Origin of the sequence: Bradyrhizobium erythrophlei (assembly GCF_900142985.1) — a bacterium.
Classification (GTDB): domain Bacteria; phylum Pseudomonadota; class Alphaproteobacteria; order Rhizobiales; family Xanthobacteraceae; genus Bradyrhizobium; species Bradyrhizobium erythrophlei_B.
Map to the genome: position 1 here is coordinate 3,761,123 of NZ_LT670849.1, position 16,758 is coordinate 3,777,880.

11 protein-coding genes and 2 pseudogenes are annotated in these 16,758 nt (G+C 60.4%); 6 read left to right on the plus strand and 7 right to left on the minus strand.

The features are described from left to right. Window positions 1-32: 32 nt before the first annotated feature. A pseudogene (locus tag BUA38_RS17480) lies at window positions 33-485 on the minus strand (IS5 family transposase); the annotation flags it as partial. Between the two features lie 104 nt (window positions 486-589). Here BUA38_RS17480 and BUA38_RS17485 point away from each other — a divergent pair. After that, entirely contained in the window at window positions 590-3,940 is a 3,351-nt protein-coding gene (locus tag BUA38_RS17485) for an AAA family ATPase (protein ID WP_072819595.1), read from the plus strand. A gap of 37 nt (window positions 3,941-3,977) precedes the next feature. Further along, window positions 3,978-4,465 (plus strand): annotated as a pseudogene (locus BUA38_RS17490) (metallophosphoesterase family protein). 2,150 nt (window positions 4,466-6,615) lie between these two features. On the opposite strand, the gene BUA38_RS36725 reads toward BUA38_RS17490, so the two are convergent. Together BUA38_RS36725 and BUA38_RS17520 are read right to left on the minus strand one after the other, a co-directional pair. After that, window positions 6,616-6,858, minus strand: coding sequence for a hypothetical protein (locus BUA38_RS36725; RefSeq protein ID WP_244552977.1), 243 nt, complete (start codon window positions 6,856-6,858; stop codon window positions 6,616-6,618). A 730-nt stretch (window positions 6,859-7,588) separates the two neighbouring features. Further along, window positions 7,589-8,266 (minus strand): FMN-dependent NADH-azoreductase, encoded by a 678-nt coding sequence (locus tag BUA38_RS17520; protein ID WP_072819602.1) that lies wholly within the window; start codon window positions 8,264-8,266, stop codon window positions 7,589-7,591. A 115-nt stretch (window positions 8,267-8,381) separates the two neighbouring features. Here BUA38_RS17520 and BUA38_RS17525 point away from each other — a divergent pair, with 115 nt between their 5' ends. Beyond that, the gene (locus BUA38_RS17525) at window positions 8,382-8,786 is read left to right on the plus strand and encodes a winged helix-turn-helix transcriptional regulator (protein WP_244552978.1); all 405 of its coding nucleotides are present in this window, start codon (window positions 8,382-8,384) and stop codon (window positions 8,784-8,786) included. A gap of 842 nt (window positions 8,787-9,628) precedes the next feature. Next, window positions 9,629-10,408 (plus strand): AraC family transcriptional regulator, encoded by a 780-nt coding sequence (locus tag BUA38_RS17530; protein ID WP_172806040.1) that lies wholly within the window; start codon window positions 9,629-9,631, stop codon window positions 10,406-10,408. A 144-nt stretch (window positions 10,409-10,552) separates the two neighbouring features. Here BUA38_RS17530 and BUA38_RS17535 read toward each other — a convergent pair whose 3' ends face one another. From BUA38_RS17535 to BUA38_RS38790, 4 genes are all read right to left on the minus strand, one after another. Next, window positions 10,553-11,287: an MIP/aquaporin family protein gene (locus tag BUA38_RS17535; RefSeq protein WP_072819605.1), complete on the minus strand. Its 735-nt coding sequence runs from the start codon at window positions 11,285-11,287 to the stop codon at window positions 10,553-10,555. 120 nt (window positions 11,288-11,407) lie between these two features. Continuing rightward, window positions 11,408-12,871, minus strand: a complete 1,464-nt coding sequence (locus tag BUA38_RS17540; RefSeq protein ID WP_244552979.1) for a catalase — start codon at window positions 12,869-12,871, stop codon at window positions 11,408-11,410. Between the two features lie 438 nt (window positions 12,872-13,309). Beyond that, the gene (locus tag BUA38_RS17545; RefSeq protein WP_072819607.1) at window positions 13,310-13,510 is read right to left on the minus strand and encodes a hypothetical protein; all 201 of its coding nucleotides are present in this window, start codon (window positions 13,508-13,510) and stop codon (window positions 13,310-13,312) included. 213 nt (window positions 13,511-13,723) lie between these two features. Then, window positions 13,724-14,386: a VTT domain-containing protein gene (locus tag BUA38_RS38790; protein ID WP_072819609.1), complete on the minus strand. Its 663-nt coding sequence runs from the start codon at window positions 14,384-14,386 to the stop codon at window positions 13,724-13,726. Between the two features lie 161 nt (window positions 14,387-14,547). Between BUA38_RS38790 and BUA38_RS17555 the strand changes: the two genes are divergently transcribed. Beyond that, window positions 14,548-15,501 carry a hydrogen peroxide-inducible genes activator gene (locus BUA38_RS17555; protein WP_072819611.1) on the plus strand — a complete coding sequence of 318 codons (954 nt, stop codon included), beginning with the start codon at window positions 14,548-14,550 and terminating at the stop codon, window positions 15,499-15,501. Window positions 15,502-15,659: 158 nt separating this feature from the next. Beyond that, entirely contained in the window at window positions 15,660-16,154 is a 495-nt protein-coding gene (locus BUA38_RS37830; protein ID WP_197685861.1) for a hypothetical protein, read from the plus strand. Window positions 16,155-16,758: the final 604 nt, after the last annotated feature.

Below are 16,758 nucleotides of genomic sequence, written 5' to 3' on the forward strand. Positions count from 1 at the left end.
GACGAGCGTTGCGGTTCGAGGACGAGGCCACGTCCGTCCGTGTCGACGAGCGCATGGCGCTTACGTCCGTTGATCTTCTTTCCAGCATCGTAACCGCGTGGCCCGCCGGCCTCGGTGGTCTTGACACTCCGGCTGTCGATGATCGCGGCCGAGGGGCTGGCCTCGCGCCCCACCCGTTCGCGATCTGCCATCACGAGCGCGTGGTTTATCCGTTCAAACCGCCCATCGTCGCGCCAGACGGCGAACCAGCGGTAAATGGTCCCCCAAGGCGGCAAGTCGTTCGGCAGCAGGCGCCAAGGGCAGCCCGCCCGCGTGACATAGAAGATGCCGTTGACGATCTCGCGCATCGGCCACTCGCGCGGCCTGCCTGTCGCGCTAGGCTTTGGCAAGAGCGGCGCGATCACGCGCCACTCTGCGTCCGTCAGATCGGTCTGGTATCGGGTGACAATGCGGCTATGCTGTCGTCGAGTAGCTGGCGTCCACATGGCGAATCCAAGTTGGTTCAAGCAATCCCTTGGAATCACGGCGGGCGCCAGCAACACAACCCTTTTTCAAAAACTGCCTCTGACGGCGCCCTAGGGGATTGAAATTGGACATCGACGGTTTGCTCCGCGGGATCGGCTTCGCCCAGTATGCGGAGATGTTCCGCGCCCACGACATCGACATCGAACTGCTGGGCCGGCTGACCAACGAGGATCTCAAAGACATCGGCGTCGTGTCGTTGGGCCATCGCAAGAAGCTGCTGGAGGCGATCGCTGATTTGGGCAGTGCACCCGCGGCAGCCGTGCCGCCGCCCATCATGCCGGCGCCGGTCCCGGCGACTGTTGCGCCGCCACCGATCTTCGCCCCGGTCGAAGCAGCAGGCGAGCGCCGGCACCTCACAGTGATGTTTTGTGATCTGGTGGGTTCGACCGGCATTTCCGCGCAGCTCGATGCCGAGGAATGGCGCGACTTGGTCAGTGCTTATATCGACGCGGCTTCGGCGGCGGTGGTGGAAATGGGCGGTTATGTCGCCAAGAAGCTGGGCGACGGGCTGATGTCGCTGTTCGGCTATCCGGTGGCGCAGGAAAACGATTCGGAGCGCGCCGTGCGGGCAGCGCTTGCGATCCAGCGTGCGCTCGCCGAGTTGAACCGTAAGAACGCCGGCTCGGGCAGGCCGTCGCTCGAAGCTCGCATCGGCCTCGAAACCGGTCCGGTGGTAGTGGATGCGGCGGGCGAGATTTTCGGTGACGCCCCCAACATCGCAGCGCGAGTGCAGGCGCTCGCCGAGCCGGGCGAGGTCGTGGTCACGGCGCGGGTGCAGCGCCAAGTCGCCGGCCTGTTCGTCGCCGAGGAGCGCGGCAGCCACACGCTGAAAGGCGTGCCCGAGCCGGTAACGCTATTCCGGTTGGTTCGGGCGAGCGGCGGTGGACGGCGTTCCGGCAAGCGCAATCTCACGCCGCTTGTCGGCCGCAACGAGGAAGCGGCTATGCTGATGCGGCGCTGGGAGCGGGCGCGGCAGGGCGACGGACAGCTGGTACTGATCGTCGGCGAGCCGGGACTCGGTAAATCCCGCCTGATCGAGGAATTTCATAACCAGCTGCGCGACACGCCGCACACCTGGGTCGAATGGAGCTGCTCACAGCTTTTGCAAAACACTCCGCTTCATCCAGTCGCCGAATGGGGCCGCTTGCGCTTCGGCGGCGGCGACGTACCCGCCGCGCAGCGCCTCGCCGATCTGGAGAGTTCGCTGGCGCAGGTCAAACTCGATCCGGCGGAGAACCTCCCTTTGCTCGCGCCCCTTTTGGAGATTCCGCTACCGCAGGAACGCGCATCGACTTTGGCGCCCGAGGAGCTGCGGCGCCGGCAATTGGCGGCGTTGACTGGCTGGGTGATGGCGGGCGCGCGGGTTCAGCCGATAGTGCTGGCGTTCGAGGATCTGCATTGGGCCGATCCGACGACCCTCGACGTTCTGGGCGGCATGGCCGAGCGCGGCGCGCTGGCGCCTTTGTTCATTGTGGCGACGACGCGGCCCGAGTTCCGACCACCCTGGGGCGTGCGCTCCCATCATGGCACGATCTCCTTGGCGCCACTCGATCGCCTACAGGTGCGGGAGATGGTGACGGAACTCTCAGCCCAGCACGCGCTGCCGCGCGAGGTGGCGGAGGGCGTAGCTGCGCGCACCGGCGGCGTGCCGCTATTCGTCGAGGAAGTGACGCGGCTGTTGTTGGAGCGCGGTGGGCAAGGCGGCATCCAATCCATCCCGCCGACACTGCAACAATCGCTGATGGCGCGACTCGACCGGCTCGGCCCGGCGCGCGAGGTGGCGCAGGTCGGATCGGTGATTGGACGGGGCTTCTCCTATGGCCTGCTGCGCGCGGTGACCGCCATGGAGGACGGGCCGTTGCAGATGGCGCTGGAACGGCTCGCGGAAGCCGACATCCTGCTGGTCGAGGGCCTGCCGCCCGAATCCGATTATCGTTTCAAGCACGCGCTGATTCAGGACGCGGCTTATGAGAATTTGCTCAAAAGCCGGCGCCAGGTTTTGCACCGCCGCATCGGCGAGGCGTTGCTCGACAATCTCGCCGCCACGGCGGCCGAGCCTGAGTTGATGGCGCATCACTTCACTCAAGCGGGCCTTACCGAGGCCGCGATCGAATGGTGGGGCAAAGCGGGGCAGCGGTCTCTGGAGAGGTCGGCGCTGGTTGAAGCCGTAAAGCAACTCACGCGGGCCATTGCCCAGATTGCGACCTTGCCGGCCGCTTCCGCCCTTCGCCGCGAAGAGATCAAGTTCCAGGTCGCGCTCATTAGCCCTCTTATGCATCTCAAAGGATATGCCGCAGAACAAACCAAGGCAGCTGCGGAGCGAGCACGCCAGCTGATCGAACAAGCTGAGTCGCTTGGAGAGTCTCCCGAAGATCCGCTACTGTTGTTCTCCGTCCTCTTCGGTTTCTGGGTCGCGAGCTATGTGGCGTTTAACGGCGAGGTGATGCGTGGCCTTGCGGCCCAGTTTCTAGCGCTTGCCGAAAAACAACGGACGACAGTCCCGCTCATGGTTGGCAATCGCATGATGGGAACGTCGCTGCTGTTGACGGGGGACATCCCGGAAGGCCGAGCGCATCTCGATCGGGCGTTCGCGCTGTATGATCCTGTCCAGCATCGGCCGCTGGCAACGCGATTGGGCCAAGACGTCCGGGTGTCAATCTTGTCTTATCGCTCGTTTGCTTTGTGGTCGCTTGGCTACCCCGCGGCCGCGCTCGCAGACGCAGACCACGCGCTCAAGGATGCGCGCGAGATCGGTCACGCCGCCAGTTTGATGTTTGCGCTGGCCGTCACATCGTGGACTCTTATCCAGTGCGCAAACTATGCGACTGCGAATATCCAATTAGATGAAGTTATCGGTTTGGCGGGCGAAAAAGGCGCCTTGTACTGGAAGGCGCAAGGAATGTTGGAGCAAGGTTGGCTTTCTGCCCTGACCGGCAAAGCCTCGGACGCAGTCCACAAGATCACCTCCGGTCTCACCGAATGGCGCTCAACGGGATCAACTCTGCTCATGCCGTTCAACTTATCCTGTTTGGCGAGAGCCTATGCGGAACTCGGTAAATTCGATGACGCTTGGCGTTGCATCGGCGAGGCGATGACGACGGCAGAAACCACCCAGGAGGGATTGTGGCAGGCCGAGATCCATCGCATGGCCGGCGAAATCGCGCTACTGGCGCCGGAACCAGATGCAGCGAAAGCGGAAGCGTATTTCGAGCGCGCACTCGAGGTTGCGCGTGGGCAGCAGGCAAAATCCTGGGAGCTGCGCGCGGCGATGAGGATGGCGCGGCTGTGGCGCTATCAGGGCAAGCGAGATGAGGCCCGCGACCTTCTCACTCCGATCTACGGTTGGTTTACCGAGGGTTTCGATACGCTCGACTTGAAGGAGGCCAAGGCTCTGCTCGGTGAGCTGCACGCCTGACAACTAATTTCGAAACGGCCTCTAAGGGCCGCCACCGATGACCTTCAGGATCGGGATCATCTCCGACACGCACGGGCTGCTCAGGCCGGAGGCGGAGCGTTGCCTGGCTGGCGTCGATCACATCATTCATGGCGGCGATATCGGACGTCCTGAAATCATAGACGCGTTGCGTCGCATCGCCCCGGTTACCGCGATCCGCGGAAACGTGGATATCGACGACTGGGCTGTTGCATACCCGGAGACCGAGGTCGTGCGACTTGCGGGAAAGCGATCTACGTTCTGCGCGATCTGACGACTCTGCAGATCGATCCGATCGCGCGCGGCATCGACGTCGTCGTGTCCGGTCATTCCCATGTGCCGAAGATCGACTCGGCCGACGGCGTGCTTTACCTGAATCCAGGAAGCGCGGGCCGGCGGCGCTTCGGGCTAAGGTCGTCTTATCTCGTGTTTCGGGTACCGATGTTGATGTCGAGACCATCAAAACTATCATCATGTTCTGTGCGGTCGGGCTTACAGTGTCCCTGATGTGCGCAAGTTACGGTCTGGACCTCAGCGCGGGCTTTTTCTGAAGCATCACCTGTGGTCCTCACCGATGGGCTCAGGCGACGTCCCGACGGCGCCTAGCGACGAACAAGAGCCGCCAGCGGACCCGTCCGCTACTCGCAAATGAACTTCTCCGTCCGGCCGCAATGCATGCAGCGAAAGGTGATGAAGCTGGGCGAATCTCCACGCTCTTCAACTGCGGCGACGGACATCGTCTTTCCGCACGCTAGGCAGGCTGGATCTTCGCCGGTATCCAACGGATAGAGAAGGAATTCCTCATCGTCGGGCATGGCTTTGATCTAACAGTCTGACGTGGGCGCCACCAACGGAGTGTCAGGATACAAATTGAGTTCGATTTGCACGAAGTCCTCTGAGGGACTTTGAACCCGATAGAACCTTAGTTCCTGATCTTGCAACGGACCTCGGAACGTGACTGCGGCGCCATCCGGCCAACGGCTCAATTCGGCCTTCAGTTCGCCGACGGTTATGATCGGCGGCCCATCGGCAGACTGGCTGGGTATCTCGCTCATTTCTGCACTCCGCTGATCCACTTTCAATCACTACCTCTTGAGACGGTGCTTCGTTCCATTTCTACGAGGTTTTACTGGTCTTTAACGCTGACTCAAGAGGATGCTGTGGGCCCTTGCCGGGAACCATCCCGTCGGCCTAGGCCTTGTCTCCGCGGATAATGGGAGGCCAGCAAGAATGCGGCTCGAGCTGATCGATCGCCCGGTGCAACCGAAAATTCTATCGGGCGTGTGACCTGCCCAAATTGCCAGGTGACGATGCGCCAAGTCTTTTTGAAGCCGGTCGACGGCGAAGCGGACTTGCGCGAGGCAGCCTATCGCTGCCCATGATGCGATGCGGAAACCAAGCGCTGGCTGAGGCCGTAGCCCAGATCGCTCCCGGCGAGACGCCCGAAACACTGCATGGTAAAAACATCGCTATGTTGAGGCGATTTTTTTGGCGAGCACTTGATCGCGTGATTCCCGATGGTCCTCCGGTTTTTTTGATGTGGGTGATCGTGACGCTGCTAATGATCAACGCGACCATTGCGCTAAGTCGCTAGTGACGCCACAGCATCAGGCGCGAGCGAATACAGACTTGGGTCCATTGAATTGAATACGGCAGCCACAGACGCCGCGACGTAGCGGCGCCGGTGCGTTATTTTCTATTCGGGGTGGTAGGGTTGCACACGAAAGGCAATCCTCTCCCGCAGCCCGAGTGACAAACTCACATTTGCTTGCCAGCGGCTCATCTCGGTCAGTTCGCGCGGACCTGGCCGCAATCGACGAAGGCTTTACGAGGCTGCAATAGAAACCCCCGCCGGGTTTAAACCGACGGGGGCATTCAGGTGGGTGGCGCGAGGCGACGGATGAGCGCGAGCAGATCCGCCGGTGTCGCTCCAAGGACCCGCACACTCATCACACTGTCAACATGCGATTCCCGCAAGCCCAAGAGTTGGGCAAGTCAATCGGTCTGCGATCTTGCGCGGCAAGAATCCTGTGGAAAACTCATTCTGGTTCAGTGCCACCAACTGATGTGAATTGCCGGCACTCTTCGTGTTGGCATGATTAGGACACGCAATGGGGGTGCAGCCATGGATCGACAGACAGAAACCGCCGCGCCGCGCTACAGGCATCGCCTCAGCAATCTGCCGAGCTGTGTCGTCTGCTCCAAGGTGCTGATCGCTCCGGAAGCATCAGCATTCAACTTCGACGGCGACGTATCATACCTTTGGAGTTGCGACTATTGCGGTCAAACCATAGTCACAAATGCGGTGAAGGCCGCGTAAGCCGCATCGTTCTTCAATGGGGCGCATCTTGATGAGTCCGACGCGTCGCCCTGCGTCCCAAACCTCGACGGCGTAGCTCTCCGCGAATTGCATGGCCTGCGCGATGGCGTCGATATCCGTTTTGGCCTCGAACTCGTGCGGCTCGTCAAAGATGTGCCCAGCCTGGTCGACGGGGAACGCTCTATAGATCGGCATTGCTGCTTACCGATCGGTTTGAGCTGGCGGCTGCTGATGGGGCTTACGGTGGACGATATATTAACCGCCCAGGGCGACGAGAATGCTGGCCAGCACCACGACCGTCACGACGATTATCAGCTCCCTGATCGAGCCGAACATTTCAAGCGCCTTTCTGCGTCCGCCTTCTCTTCTGGATGTCCTGCTCCGGCTTGAGGTCTCCCTGCCGCGTTAGCGGATCGGTGGGATTTGGCGGATGGATGAACACGTTCGCCTCGTAAAGCGCGCCGAACCCTCCGGGCACGCCGAGCGGAACGGACGATGTCCTGCGGTCGCCGACGCCGCGAGCGAGGCGATCGATCCGCATCACCATCAGCACGTCGCCACGGCGCAAGAATCCCGGCACGGTGCGAAACTCATCGCGGTGAGCAGTTGTGGTGCCGCTGCGCTTCTCAGAGCGGTTCCGTGGTGCTGACGCGGGCCTAGCCGATGATGGTCATAGGGCGCTTCATTGTCTCGTTTGTTCTAGACCACGAGACAATCCGTCTCAAAATACTACTGACCCTATTGAGACGTAAAAGGTGTCTCAGAAGGATGTATCGGCCGGGCGGTATGAAAAAAGCCCGGCGACGAGGGGACTCGGGCCGGGCCAAGGTGACTTTCGGGTCGTGTGAGCGACGCCTATGCCTCCAAGTCGTCGCCGGCGCACTAACAGTCGCGATAGGCTGGCGTTCCAACGAAACGCAAACGGCCCGCGCACCCATCCATACGTCGCACTCTTCGTCCGTCGTTAGGATCAAGGCGGCGGCTTCTGTCACTTTGATCCTGCTCGTAGCCAGATCCTGCAACACGCTCATCCGGTCGATCTCCGCCCGGCTCATCGCAATCACCGTCATCATCAGCCCCAAACTCCCCAACCAAAACCGTGGAGAGTGAGATGTCTATCTGGGCCAAGACTTCTCTACCTGGCGTCTACAGTGTTCCTTCGCAGAATGCGTTGTTGTGGAACGACCGGTCATGGCGCGCCGAGCGGGCATTCGGTCGACGACGTCGGGAAAGTGCTATGGGTGTGGATAAGCGATCTGTAGCGGTGATACTCGCTGGATTGAAGTCTCTCGGACAGCTGCCCCTGCTTTTTAAGCAGCCTTCAGGACCGAGACGTCGGCCAGAGCGGTTTCGAGTGCGAGCTTGCGCTGTTCAGGGCCGAGGCCGACGCCTTCAGCACGTACGAACGCGGCGTCGCTGATGCCGATGAACCCGAAGAAACTCGTCAGGAATGTTTCCTGATGATCCATAAACGCCATCGGAGACGAGGCGGTGTAGAATCCACCGCGGGACGAGGCGATGATCAGCTTCTTGTCGCCCGCGAGACCCTGCACGCCGGTCGCGGTGTACTTGAACGTCTTGCCGGGCGAGGCAAGGCAATCAATCCAGGCCTTTAACTGGCTGGGAATCCCGAAATTGTACATCGGAGCCCCGAGCACGACGATGTCGGCCGCGAGGAACTCGTCGAGCACGACGTTGGTTTCGGCGAATTCAGCCTGCGTCGATGCATCGACCGTGGCACCACCCTGCACGGTGGCAGCCACCATTTCGACGATGTGGTCGGCGAGCGCTCCGGCCTCGTACAGCGCCTTCATCTTGGCGAATAGGATGGTGGGCGACTGGTGCGGGACGGGTGCTATTGCCAGATCGCGATAGGTGATTTCGAGACCCGGTGTGGTCTGCTTCAGGCGGGCGACAATACTCGCCGTAAGTTGCCGGCTCACCGACTGACCACCGGATATGCTGGAGTCGATGTGTAAGAGCTTCATATTTGATCTCCTTAGCGCTACATCGGTCAGAGCCGCTTACGGAATAACCGCTAGAAACATTTTGTTCGTTGCCCTAAGATGCATCCCGGCAAAAACTTCACAAGGAGGCACTATTTTGAGCGATACGCACATCGATGTGTGCGAAGGGGGCCACTCCCCTGAGGAGCGCCGCGCGTTCGCGGAAATATTGTCGCGCATCGGCGACAAGTGGACTGTGCTGGTGGTCGGCGTGCTCGCGCATGGACCGATGCGTTACAGTCAGATCTTCAAGCTGGTCGGGGGTGTCTCGCAACGCATGCTGACGCTGACGCTGAAGAGCCTGGAGCGCGATGGCATTATCAGGCGAACGGTTTACCCGACCAATCCGCCACGGGTGGATTATGAGCTGACCGAGCGCGGAAAAACGCTGATTGTGCCCTTACACTTGCTCTGGACGTGGGCTCAGACCAACCGCGCTGCAATCGAGGGTACCCGCCGCGACTTCGATCACCAGCGCAGCAAGGATGGGGCAGCAGCCTGATTGGCGTGACGCATCCTTCACCCAGATCGGAAGATTTCGATCGTGTGAATAGGAAGGTGTCGGGCCCCATTGGCGCTGCCGACGCGGTGATTTGCCACAACTAGGGATTCAGCCCAGAACCTACGCAAGCTCGCAAAACTGATCCCGCTGCCTGCGCTGCAGCCCGCTTAAGCACGCTCGAGTCGACGTCGCCCATACGCGCCGTGCGACCCGCCAACCGCTAGTTCGCGGACTTCTTCAACAGTATCTGCCATGAAGATACATGGCACCCAGACGGCCAGCCTGCGATTCCACGGGTCTTGCGTCAAACTACAGAAGCCGGAACTTATTCAGCTGCCGCCCGGTGCTTCAGCACGTGCGCCGGCGAAATTTGGACCGCGCCTTTGCCCGCCTTGCTGCGATTGGCGCGGTCTTCGTCGATTCTCTGTGGCATCACGCCCTCGTCGCGATGCCTCGATCTCGCGGCAATTCGCGTGCGACGACCTCCAGCGGGTTCATCTGAGGTTGCGGGCGAACGCGCGCTTCAAAGGATCGTGACGGTCGAAGCTTCAACTTAAGGTGAGAGTGGCAGCCTCCGCGTCTTGATGGTCATCGCGACCGTCACGACGTCCCGAGCTGAGGCACACAGCAGCGAGTGAGATCAAACCATGGCCGGCCCCGCCGAAACGACCTTGAAGCGATTTGCTGACCTTTTGCCCCCTCCCATGCGTCCGGTCGCCGAGCCTGCGGCATGCCCGGATCGGATTCTTGAACCTCGCGCGCTTGTCGACATTTCGCCGCCTGAGATCGTCAGACGCCATTCTGCCACGTGGTCGGGCTTACACGCGGAGACGGTCCAGATCATGCGGCTCGCGCCGTTTGAATACGGATTCCGGGCTCCATGGCATCTGCTCATTGCCGCTGAAGTCGCCGAGCGCGACGACGGCGAGACCTTTGTTGAAGGTCTACCCCGGTCTACGCTTCGCAATTTCACGCACAAGCTCACCTTTGTTCCTGCCGGGCATGACTTCCGCGGATGGCAGATACCGCGCGCATTGACGCGTACCACCTATTTCTACATCGATCCGTGCTGGCCACTTGCCGATCCGGCGTTGCGGTTCGAGGAGATCGAATTCAAGCCGCGACTGTTCTTCTTCGATAGCGATCTCTGGCAGACCGCTCTCAAGCTGAAGTCGCTGATTGAGAACTCGGACTCGATGCCCCGGCAATACGGCGAAGTGCTTGGCATCGCGTTGACGCATGAAGTCGTTCGCATCAATAGTGACGCTGCACCCCGGGGGCCCGCCAGTCGCGGCGGCCTTGCGTGCTGGCAGCAAAAGCGGGTGGCCGCCTATATTGAGGAGCACGTCGCCGACGACATTCCACTCGCGACCCTCGCCGAACTGGCGCGACTGAGCCCGTTCCATTTCTGCCGGTCGTTCAAGGAGTCCTTCGGAATGCCGCCGCGCAGATATCATGCGAGCCGCCGAATCGAACGGGCCAAGCAGCTATTGGCGAATCGCGAACTGTCCGTCACGACCATCGCATTTGATGTCGGCTTCTGCGATACGAGCACATTCACTGCTGCATTTCACAGGCTGACCGGCCAAACCCCGAGCCGTTACCGTCGCAATCTCGATTAAAGCGATCCCGGATAACCGCTGGTTTTCCCACCCGACGCTATGCCGACCTGGCTTCAGAATTGAGATCAGTGATGCAGGGCGTCCGCTCGGGCGTATCCGTCGAAGCGGCTCCCGAATGACGTGGCAGTCCGCCTGCTACCGATCTCATTCGGCTGGCGTCCGGGCTGCGGCCGTCGCAATCCGCTCCTGGACCAGCCGGGCGAGCCCTGTGTGCAGAATGGCAGCCACGATGGCGCCAACGATCGGGGCAACCAGGTACAGCCAGGCGTCGTTGAAATTGCCGGTCGCGACCATCGGGCCAAGCGCCCGCGCCGGGTTGAAGGCAGCGCCCGTGAGCGCCCCACCCATAATGATGTTGAGGGTCAGGGTCATACCGATCGCCAACGGCGCGAGGATGCCGGCGCGGCCCGCCACCGCGGTGCTGAGCACGACAGTGACCAGGAAAAAGGCGAGGACGGCCTCGATCACGAAGCCAGCCCAAGCGGTGACTGTGAGGGTCGTGGCACCCAAAACGACGTTGTGCGCGAGCGCGGGCGTACCGAGGCCGGTCTCCGCACCGCCCAATACGGCCCGCAACAACAGCGCACCGACGATACCGCCAATGAGCTGACTGACGATATAAGCGGCCGCTTCGCCCACACGCATGGCGCCGGCGGCGAGCACACCCACAGTGACGGAGGGGTTGAAATGGCCGCCCGACACGGAGCCGTAGGCGAAGGCGAAGACCATGACAGTTAGACCGTGAGCGAAGGCAATCGCGGCGACACCGGGTAGGCCGACACCATCGCCGACCACGGCCCCGGCGCCGGCGCCGATGAATATTAACGCGAAGGTGCCGATGAACTCCGCCAGGAGTTTTGGTGCAATCCGGTTGGACATCGTTCTCTCCAGAGTGGGGTTGACCGCTCGGCGCGATCAGGTCTGCGCCGGGAACGATCCGTTGGCTTTTGGGGATGGCCGACGGCACGGGGAGCGCCGTCGGCAGGCGAAGCGAGCGACCTACTCCGCGGCGATGGTCTGCGGTTTGAAATCGATGCCCATCGCCTTCCCGACGCCCGCGCCGTATTCGGGGTCGGCCCTGTAGCAATGAGCGATCTGCCTCGTGACGATCTCGGCCGGAACGCCTTGCATCGCCGCCCGGTAATTTTGGAAGAGTTGCTCCTTCTGAGCGGCCGTCATGAGCCGGAACAGGTCGCCGGGCTGACGATAGTCGTCGTTGCCGTCGCGGTGATTGTAGCGGTCGGCATCTCCGGAAATTTTCAGCGGCGGCTCGCGGAAACGCTCGTCCTGCACCGGGCCGTTGAACGAATTCGGCTCGTAATAGGCATCAGGATTCGGATTGCCTGCGAGCCGCATGGTGCCATCGACGTTGTAGGTGTGGACGGGACAGCGGGGCCTGTTGACGGGAAGCTGATCCGCATTGACACCGACGCGATAGCGGTGCGCATCGGCATAGGAGAAGATGCGCGCTTGCAGCATCTTGTCCGGCGAGTGGCCGATGCCGGGCACGATATTGGCGGGCGAGAGCGCGGCCTGCTCGACTTCGGCGAAATAATTCTGCGGATTGCGGTTAAGTTCGAGGATGCCGACCTCGATCAGCGGGTAATCGTTGTGCGGCCAGACTTTGGTAAGGTCGAACGGGTTGTACCAGTGCTTGCCGACATCGCTCTCCGGCATGATCTGGATGGAGAATTTCCACTTCGGGAAGTCGCCCTTTTCGATCGATTCGAATAGGTCGCGCTGATGGGTCTCGCGATCGTAGGCGACCTTCTCGGCGGCTTCGGCGTTCGTCCAATTCTTGATGCCCTGCATGGTCTTGAAGTGGAATTTCACCCAGTAGCGCTCATTCTTGGTGTTGATGAACGAGTAGGTGTGCGAGCCGAAGCCGTCGATATTGCGATAGCTCTGGGGCAGGCCGCGGTCCGACATCAGGATGGTTACCTGGTGCAGGCTCTCCGGCGACAGCGACCAGAAATCCCACATCGCGGTCGGCGAGCGCATGTTTGTTCTCGGGTGGCGCTTCTGGGTGTGGATGAAGTCAGGGAACTTCAGCGCGTCGCGCACGAAGAACACCGGCGTATTGTTGCCGACCATGTCCCAATTGCCGTCCTCGGTGTAAAAGCGCAGCGCAAAGCCGCGGACGTCGCGCTCGGCGTCGGCGGCGCCGCGCTCACCGGCCACCGTCGAGAAGCGCAGGAAAGCCTCGGTCTCTTTGCCCTTCTGTAACACCTTGGCCTTCGTGTATTTCGCAATGTCATGAGTGATGGTGAGCTTGCCATAGGCGCCTGAGCCCTTGGCGTGCTGGCCGCGCTCGGGAATGCGCTCGCGGTTCTGGTGGGCAAGCTTTTCCAACAGAACGAAGTCTTGCATCAGCACCGGACCGAGCGGGCCCGCCGTGATGCTGTTCTGGTTGTCGGAGACCGGCATGCCGCTGTCGGTGGTGAGTGTAGGGCGTTTGGCCACGGATTGCTCCTGTGTTGCGAGACGTTAAGATCCCGGCAGCGCTGCTCATGCTTTCGCAACGTCGTCTCACAGGATTGCGGTTGCGAGAACCGGGCGTGAACTCAAACGTATGCATCCGCTTCGCAATGACTTTGGCTCAATTGCTGCCATTGCCGCGGTTTTGCGCCAATCTCCGGAAGCGGAAAGTTATTCAGCTGGCGCGGCCCAGGGATGGAGCGCAAGCCACGAGCCGTGGTCACACGTATTTGTGGTCACACGTAGTTTCGTTTTACAAACTTGTGATGCTCGAGATGGTGGTTCAGCTCAAGTGAGCGCTTGTGGCGTGCGGATAGGTCGACCACGTCACCGTCGAAAGAAAATACTCAAGCAGATGAATTTGTCAGGCAGCGGCTATGCATCGGGCGCGCGTGATGGATCAACCGGCCGGTGCAGGTGCGCTCAATCCGCTGGCTGCTTCCCGTCCTCAATAGCAACTGCAGTCAGGTGTCTCGGGTCGGTCACGCCATTAGATGCTGCCCTGAGTATTCTTTCAGCCATCTTCGCTTTTGTTGCGGGTGTCCGGTTGGCGACATCAATCTGGTCGACAGCCGCATCTAAGACCGACTTCAGCGTAGACACCAATTCCGGTTCGAAATCCATCGGCGATAGCTTCGGCGATGATGGCGACTTCCGCATTAGGGCACTCCTGTTCGCGAGCCTCGTTTAATTTGCGTATGAGTCGATGATGTGACAGGCCGCCCACTTTGTTTTGATTCTAACGATGGCGTCAGCATGAGTGCTTTACGCCAGCCCGTCTACACACGCGCGTCGTTCGGTGGAAACCCCGCCGGAGTGGGTGAGCTGGATGTTTGGTCATCCGCACGAATGATCTAACAGAGCGACCTCCGCTCGACGGCGTAGCGTGACTTCATTTCGTCGAATAAAAATTGGGACTGCATGCCCCGCCGCAATAAATAAGCCCAATGAGATCACACTCAGTATTCCGGAAATCCTGTGATTTTCGGTGCCCGCTGCATAGGCACAGAAGCCAAAGAGACACGCCCAGCAGACTCCACCAGTGATATTGAAGAAGAAAAACCGACCTGCTGGCATGCAGTTGGCGCCCGCAAGCAAAGCCGCGACATTCGCAGCACTGCGATGAAACGCCAAAAGAACACGACGGCGTTCCCATACCGGAAAAAAATATCGACCGATCAGCAATCGATCCTCATCGGGGCGGATCCACCGACGGTATCTGCGAAGAAAGGGCAAACCGAGCTTACGCCCGACCATGTATCCCATTCCATCCCCGACAATCGCGCCGGCTGCAGCCGCGAATACAACGAAGACGATGTCGATCTGACCAGTGGTGGAGGCAAGGAGTGCCGCGGCAACAAGGATTGTCTCCCCTGGGAGAGGCAGGCCGGCACTCTCCAACGCAACAATACCAAAGATGGTCCATGGGCCGTAGATTGGGATCAACTTAATCAGAGCATCGGACAAAGAAATAAACTCGATATGTTGACGGTGTTTCACAGTGCTTCACCGGATGGTGAGATGTTCGCAAGCGATTGATTTATAGGTACCTGACCATGGAATGGTCAGCTGCTGGCTCTTATCTTGTGTGTGTGCGGAGGTCCGCCATTCTTTGCCATTGGACCAATGGATAAAAACGCACAGCTACATTGGACATTCCGATGGCCATCCTGCCCAGTCTTCAACAACTCCGCTTTCTCTGTGCTTTGGCCGAGCAATGCCATTTCGGCCGTGCTGCGGAAAGTTGTGCCGTCACGCAGTCGACGCTGAGCGGAGGGATCAAGGAGCTCGAGGCACGGCTGGGCATAACGCTGTTTGAGCGCAGCCACCGCCACGTGATACTGACGCCCTTGGGGAAAGAGATCGCGACGCGTGCCCAGCGCCTCCTGGTCGAAGCCGAGGAACTGGTCGGGTTGGCCCGCAATGCGCACGAGCCATTGTCCGGACCGCTCCGGTTCGGGGTAATCCCGACAGTCGGGCCGTATGTCCTGCCCTCGCTGCTGTCGCATCTGGGCACTGCGCGGCCGAAGCTCAAACTGTACGTGCGGGAGGCGCCGACTGCAGTGCTGCTGGATAGGCTCGCTGGAGGAGCGCTCGACATTTTGTTGGTAGCAATTCCTTATGACCTTGGCGATGTCGAGGCGATGGAAATCGCCGAAGATCCAATCGTCGTAGCGATGCCGCGCAACCATCCTCTTGGACAACACAAAGCGGTAAGCCGCGATGACCTAGCGCGCGAGCAGCTGCTCCTGATCGAGGACGGACATTGCCTGCGCAGCCATTCACTGCAGGCATGTCGGATCGTGGATCCGGGTCGCAATGAGGTCTTCCAGGCGACCAGCCTGCGATCGCTTGTCCAGATGGTTGCCGCTGAGCTTGGCATCACGCTAATGCCACGGATCGCGGTGGATTCGGAACTCACTTCATCTCGCAATGTTGTGACTCGGCGACTCTCTCCAGAGGAGCCGTACCGGACCTTGGTCCTAGCTTGGCGGCCGACATCCTCGCGCGGCGCCGAATTCAGGATGCTCGGAAATCTTATCCGAGAGTGTCTGACCGGTCCCAAGAAAGCATTTGTGCCTGACCGGGACACTGCAGCACTACCGGCGCGCTGACTGGCATCGTCCTTTTCTGCGGTGATAACAGCGCAATCGGCTGCTCCGATTACTGTCTTCGAAATTTCCCGTTAGCGATCCGAAGTGCGGCAACGATATGAGGTCGGGCAGGAAGTTCGATGATCATTGATGGCTCCTGCCCATCGAAAGGAAGATACATGACTGCACGAAGAACGATGATGGTATTGGCAACCGCCCTCCTTGCCGGCTCTCTGCTCGCGACGGGTGCACAAGCGCGCGGCGGTGGAGGCGGCGGCGGTGGCGGTGGCGGTGGCGGTGGCGGTGGACATGGTGGCGGCGGCTTTGGTGGTGGCGGTGGCTTCCACGGAGGCAGCATGGGCGGCGTTGGCGACGGCGGCTTCCACAGTGGCACTTTCGCTGGAGGATTTCACGGTTTTGGCCCCGGCCCCGTCGTTCGAGGATCCAACAATGGCGGCTTCCATGGCTTTGGCCCCGGTCCCGTCGTTCGAGGATTTAATGGCCACGACTACGGGCACCACCACTACGGCTACCGGCCGTATGGCTACTGGGACAACTACGCTTACTATCCGTACGACGATTCCTACTACGACAACGGCAGTTGCTACGTTGTTCAGCGACGGGTGCACACCGCGCATGGCTTGCGTCTGCAACCCCGCGAGGTATGCGGTTGATCGATCGTAGCGCGTCGATGTTGATCGCGATCTGAAACGTCAATTGACCTCAGCGCGGTCCCGCGCTGAGGTCATTTTTTTGCGGGATGCGCCTACTTCCCCGTCGCGACCCGCTGCGTCTCCACATTCACTAGCCGTCCTCGACATGCACCGGAAACGTCTCGACGACAACGGCGCCTGGGACCTAAGCGCCTAATGGCGTACAGCTTCGGTTGCTATGAGGACCGGATGGAGTGCTGGTTGATTTCTGTGAATGCGATGGGTGGGGTGAAGATAGGCAGGATGGATGCGCCTTACGCGGGACACAGCTTCTTACCCTGCCTGGCTTTGCCATTACAAACGTGAATTCCAAAGCTTGGAGCGCGTGATGCATTTGCCGCAGTGAAAAAAAATGCCACCTACCATTGGCCTTGCAAACCCAGGACGGAGCGCCTCTCGGGTCACCTCCCGTACAATTGATCCTCACATCGACGAAGTCCAGACGAAATTTCTACACGCAAGTTCAACGTTAGAGTTTTCACGTACGTTTGCCAGGCATCCGTTCGGCCGCCGCGCGTCGCCGAACACTCAAGCGTGATGAGTATGGTGCTCGTTTCTTCCTACA

What these genes read in the sequence shown, in the direction of transcription:
- BUA38_RS17535 (WP_072819605.1), bottom strand. Translation starts at nt 11,287, where the DNA reads ATGTCCAACCGGATTGCACCAAAACTCCTGGCGGAGTTCATCGGCACC.
- BUA38_RS17530 (WP_172806040.1), top strand. Translation starts at nt 9,629, where the DNA reads ATGCGGCTCGCGCCGTTTGAATACGGATTCCGGGCTCCATGGCATCTG.
- BUA38_RS37830 (WP_197685861.1), top strand. Translation starts at nt 15,660, where the DNA reads ATGACTGCACGAAGAACGATGATGGTATTGGCAACCGCCCTCCTTGCC.
- BUA38_RS17555 (WP_072819611.1), top strand. Translation starts at nt 14,548, where the DNA reads ATGGCCATCCTGCCCAGTCTTCAACAACTCCGCTTTCTCTGTGCTTTG.
- BUA38_RS17545 (WP_072819607.1), bottom strand. Translation starts at nt 13,510, where the DNA reads ATGGATTTCGAACCGGAATTGGTGTCTACGCTGAAGTCGGTCTTAGAT.
- BUA38_RS17520 (WP_072819602.1), bottom strand. Translation starts at nt 8,266, where the DNA reads ATGAAGCTCTTACACATCGACTCCAGCATATCCGGTGGTCAGTCGGTG.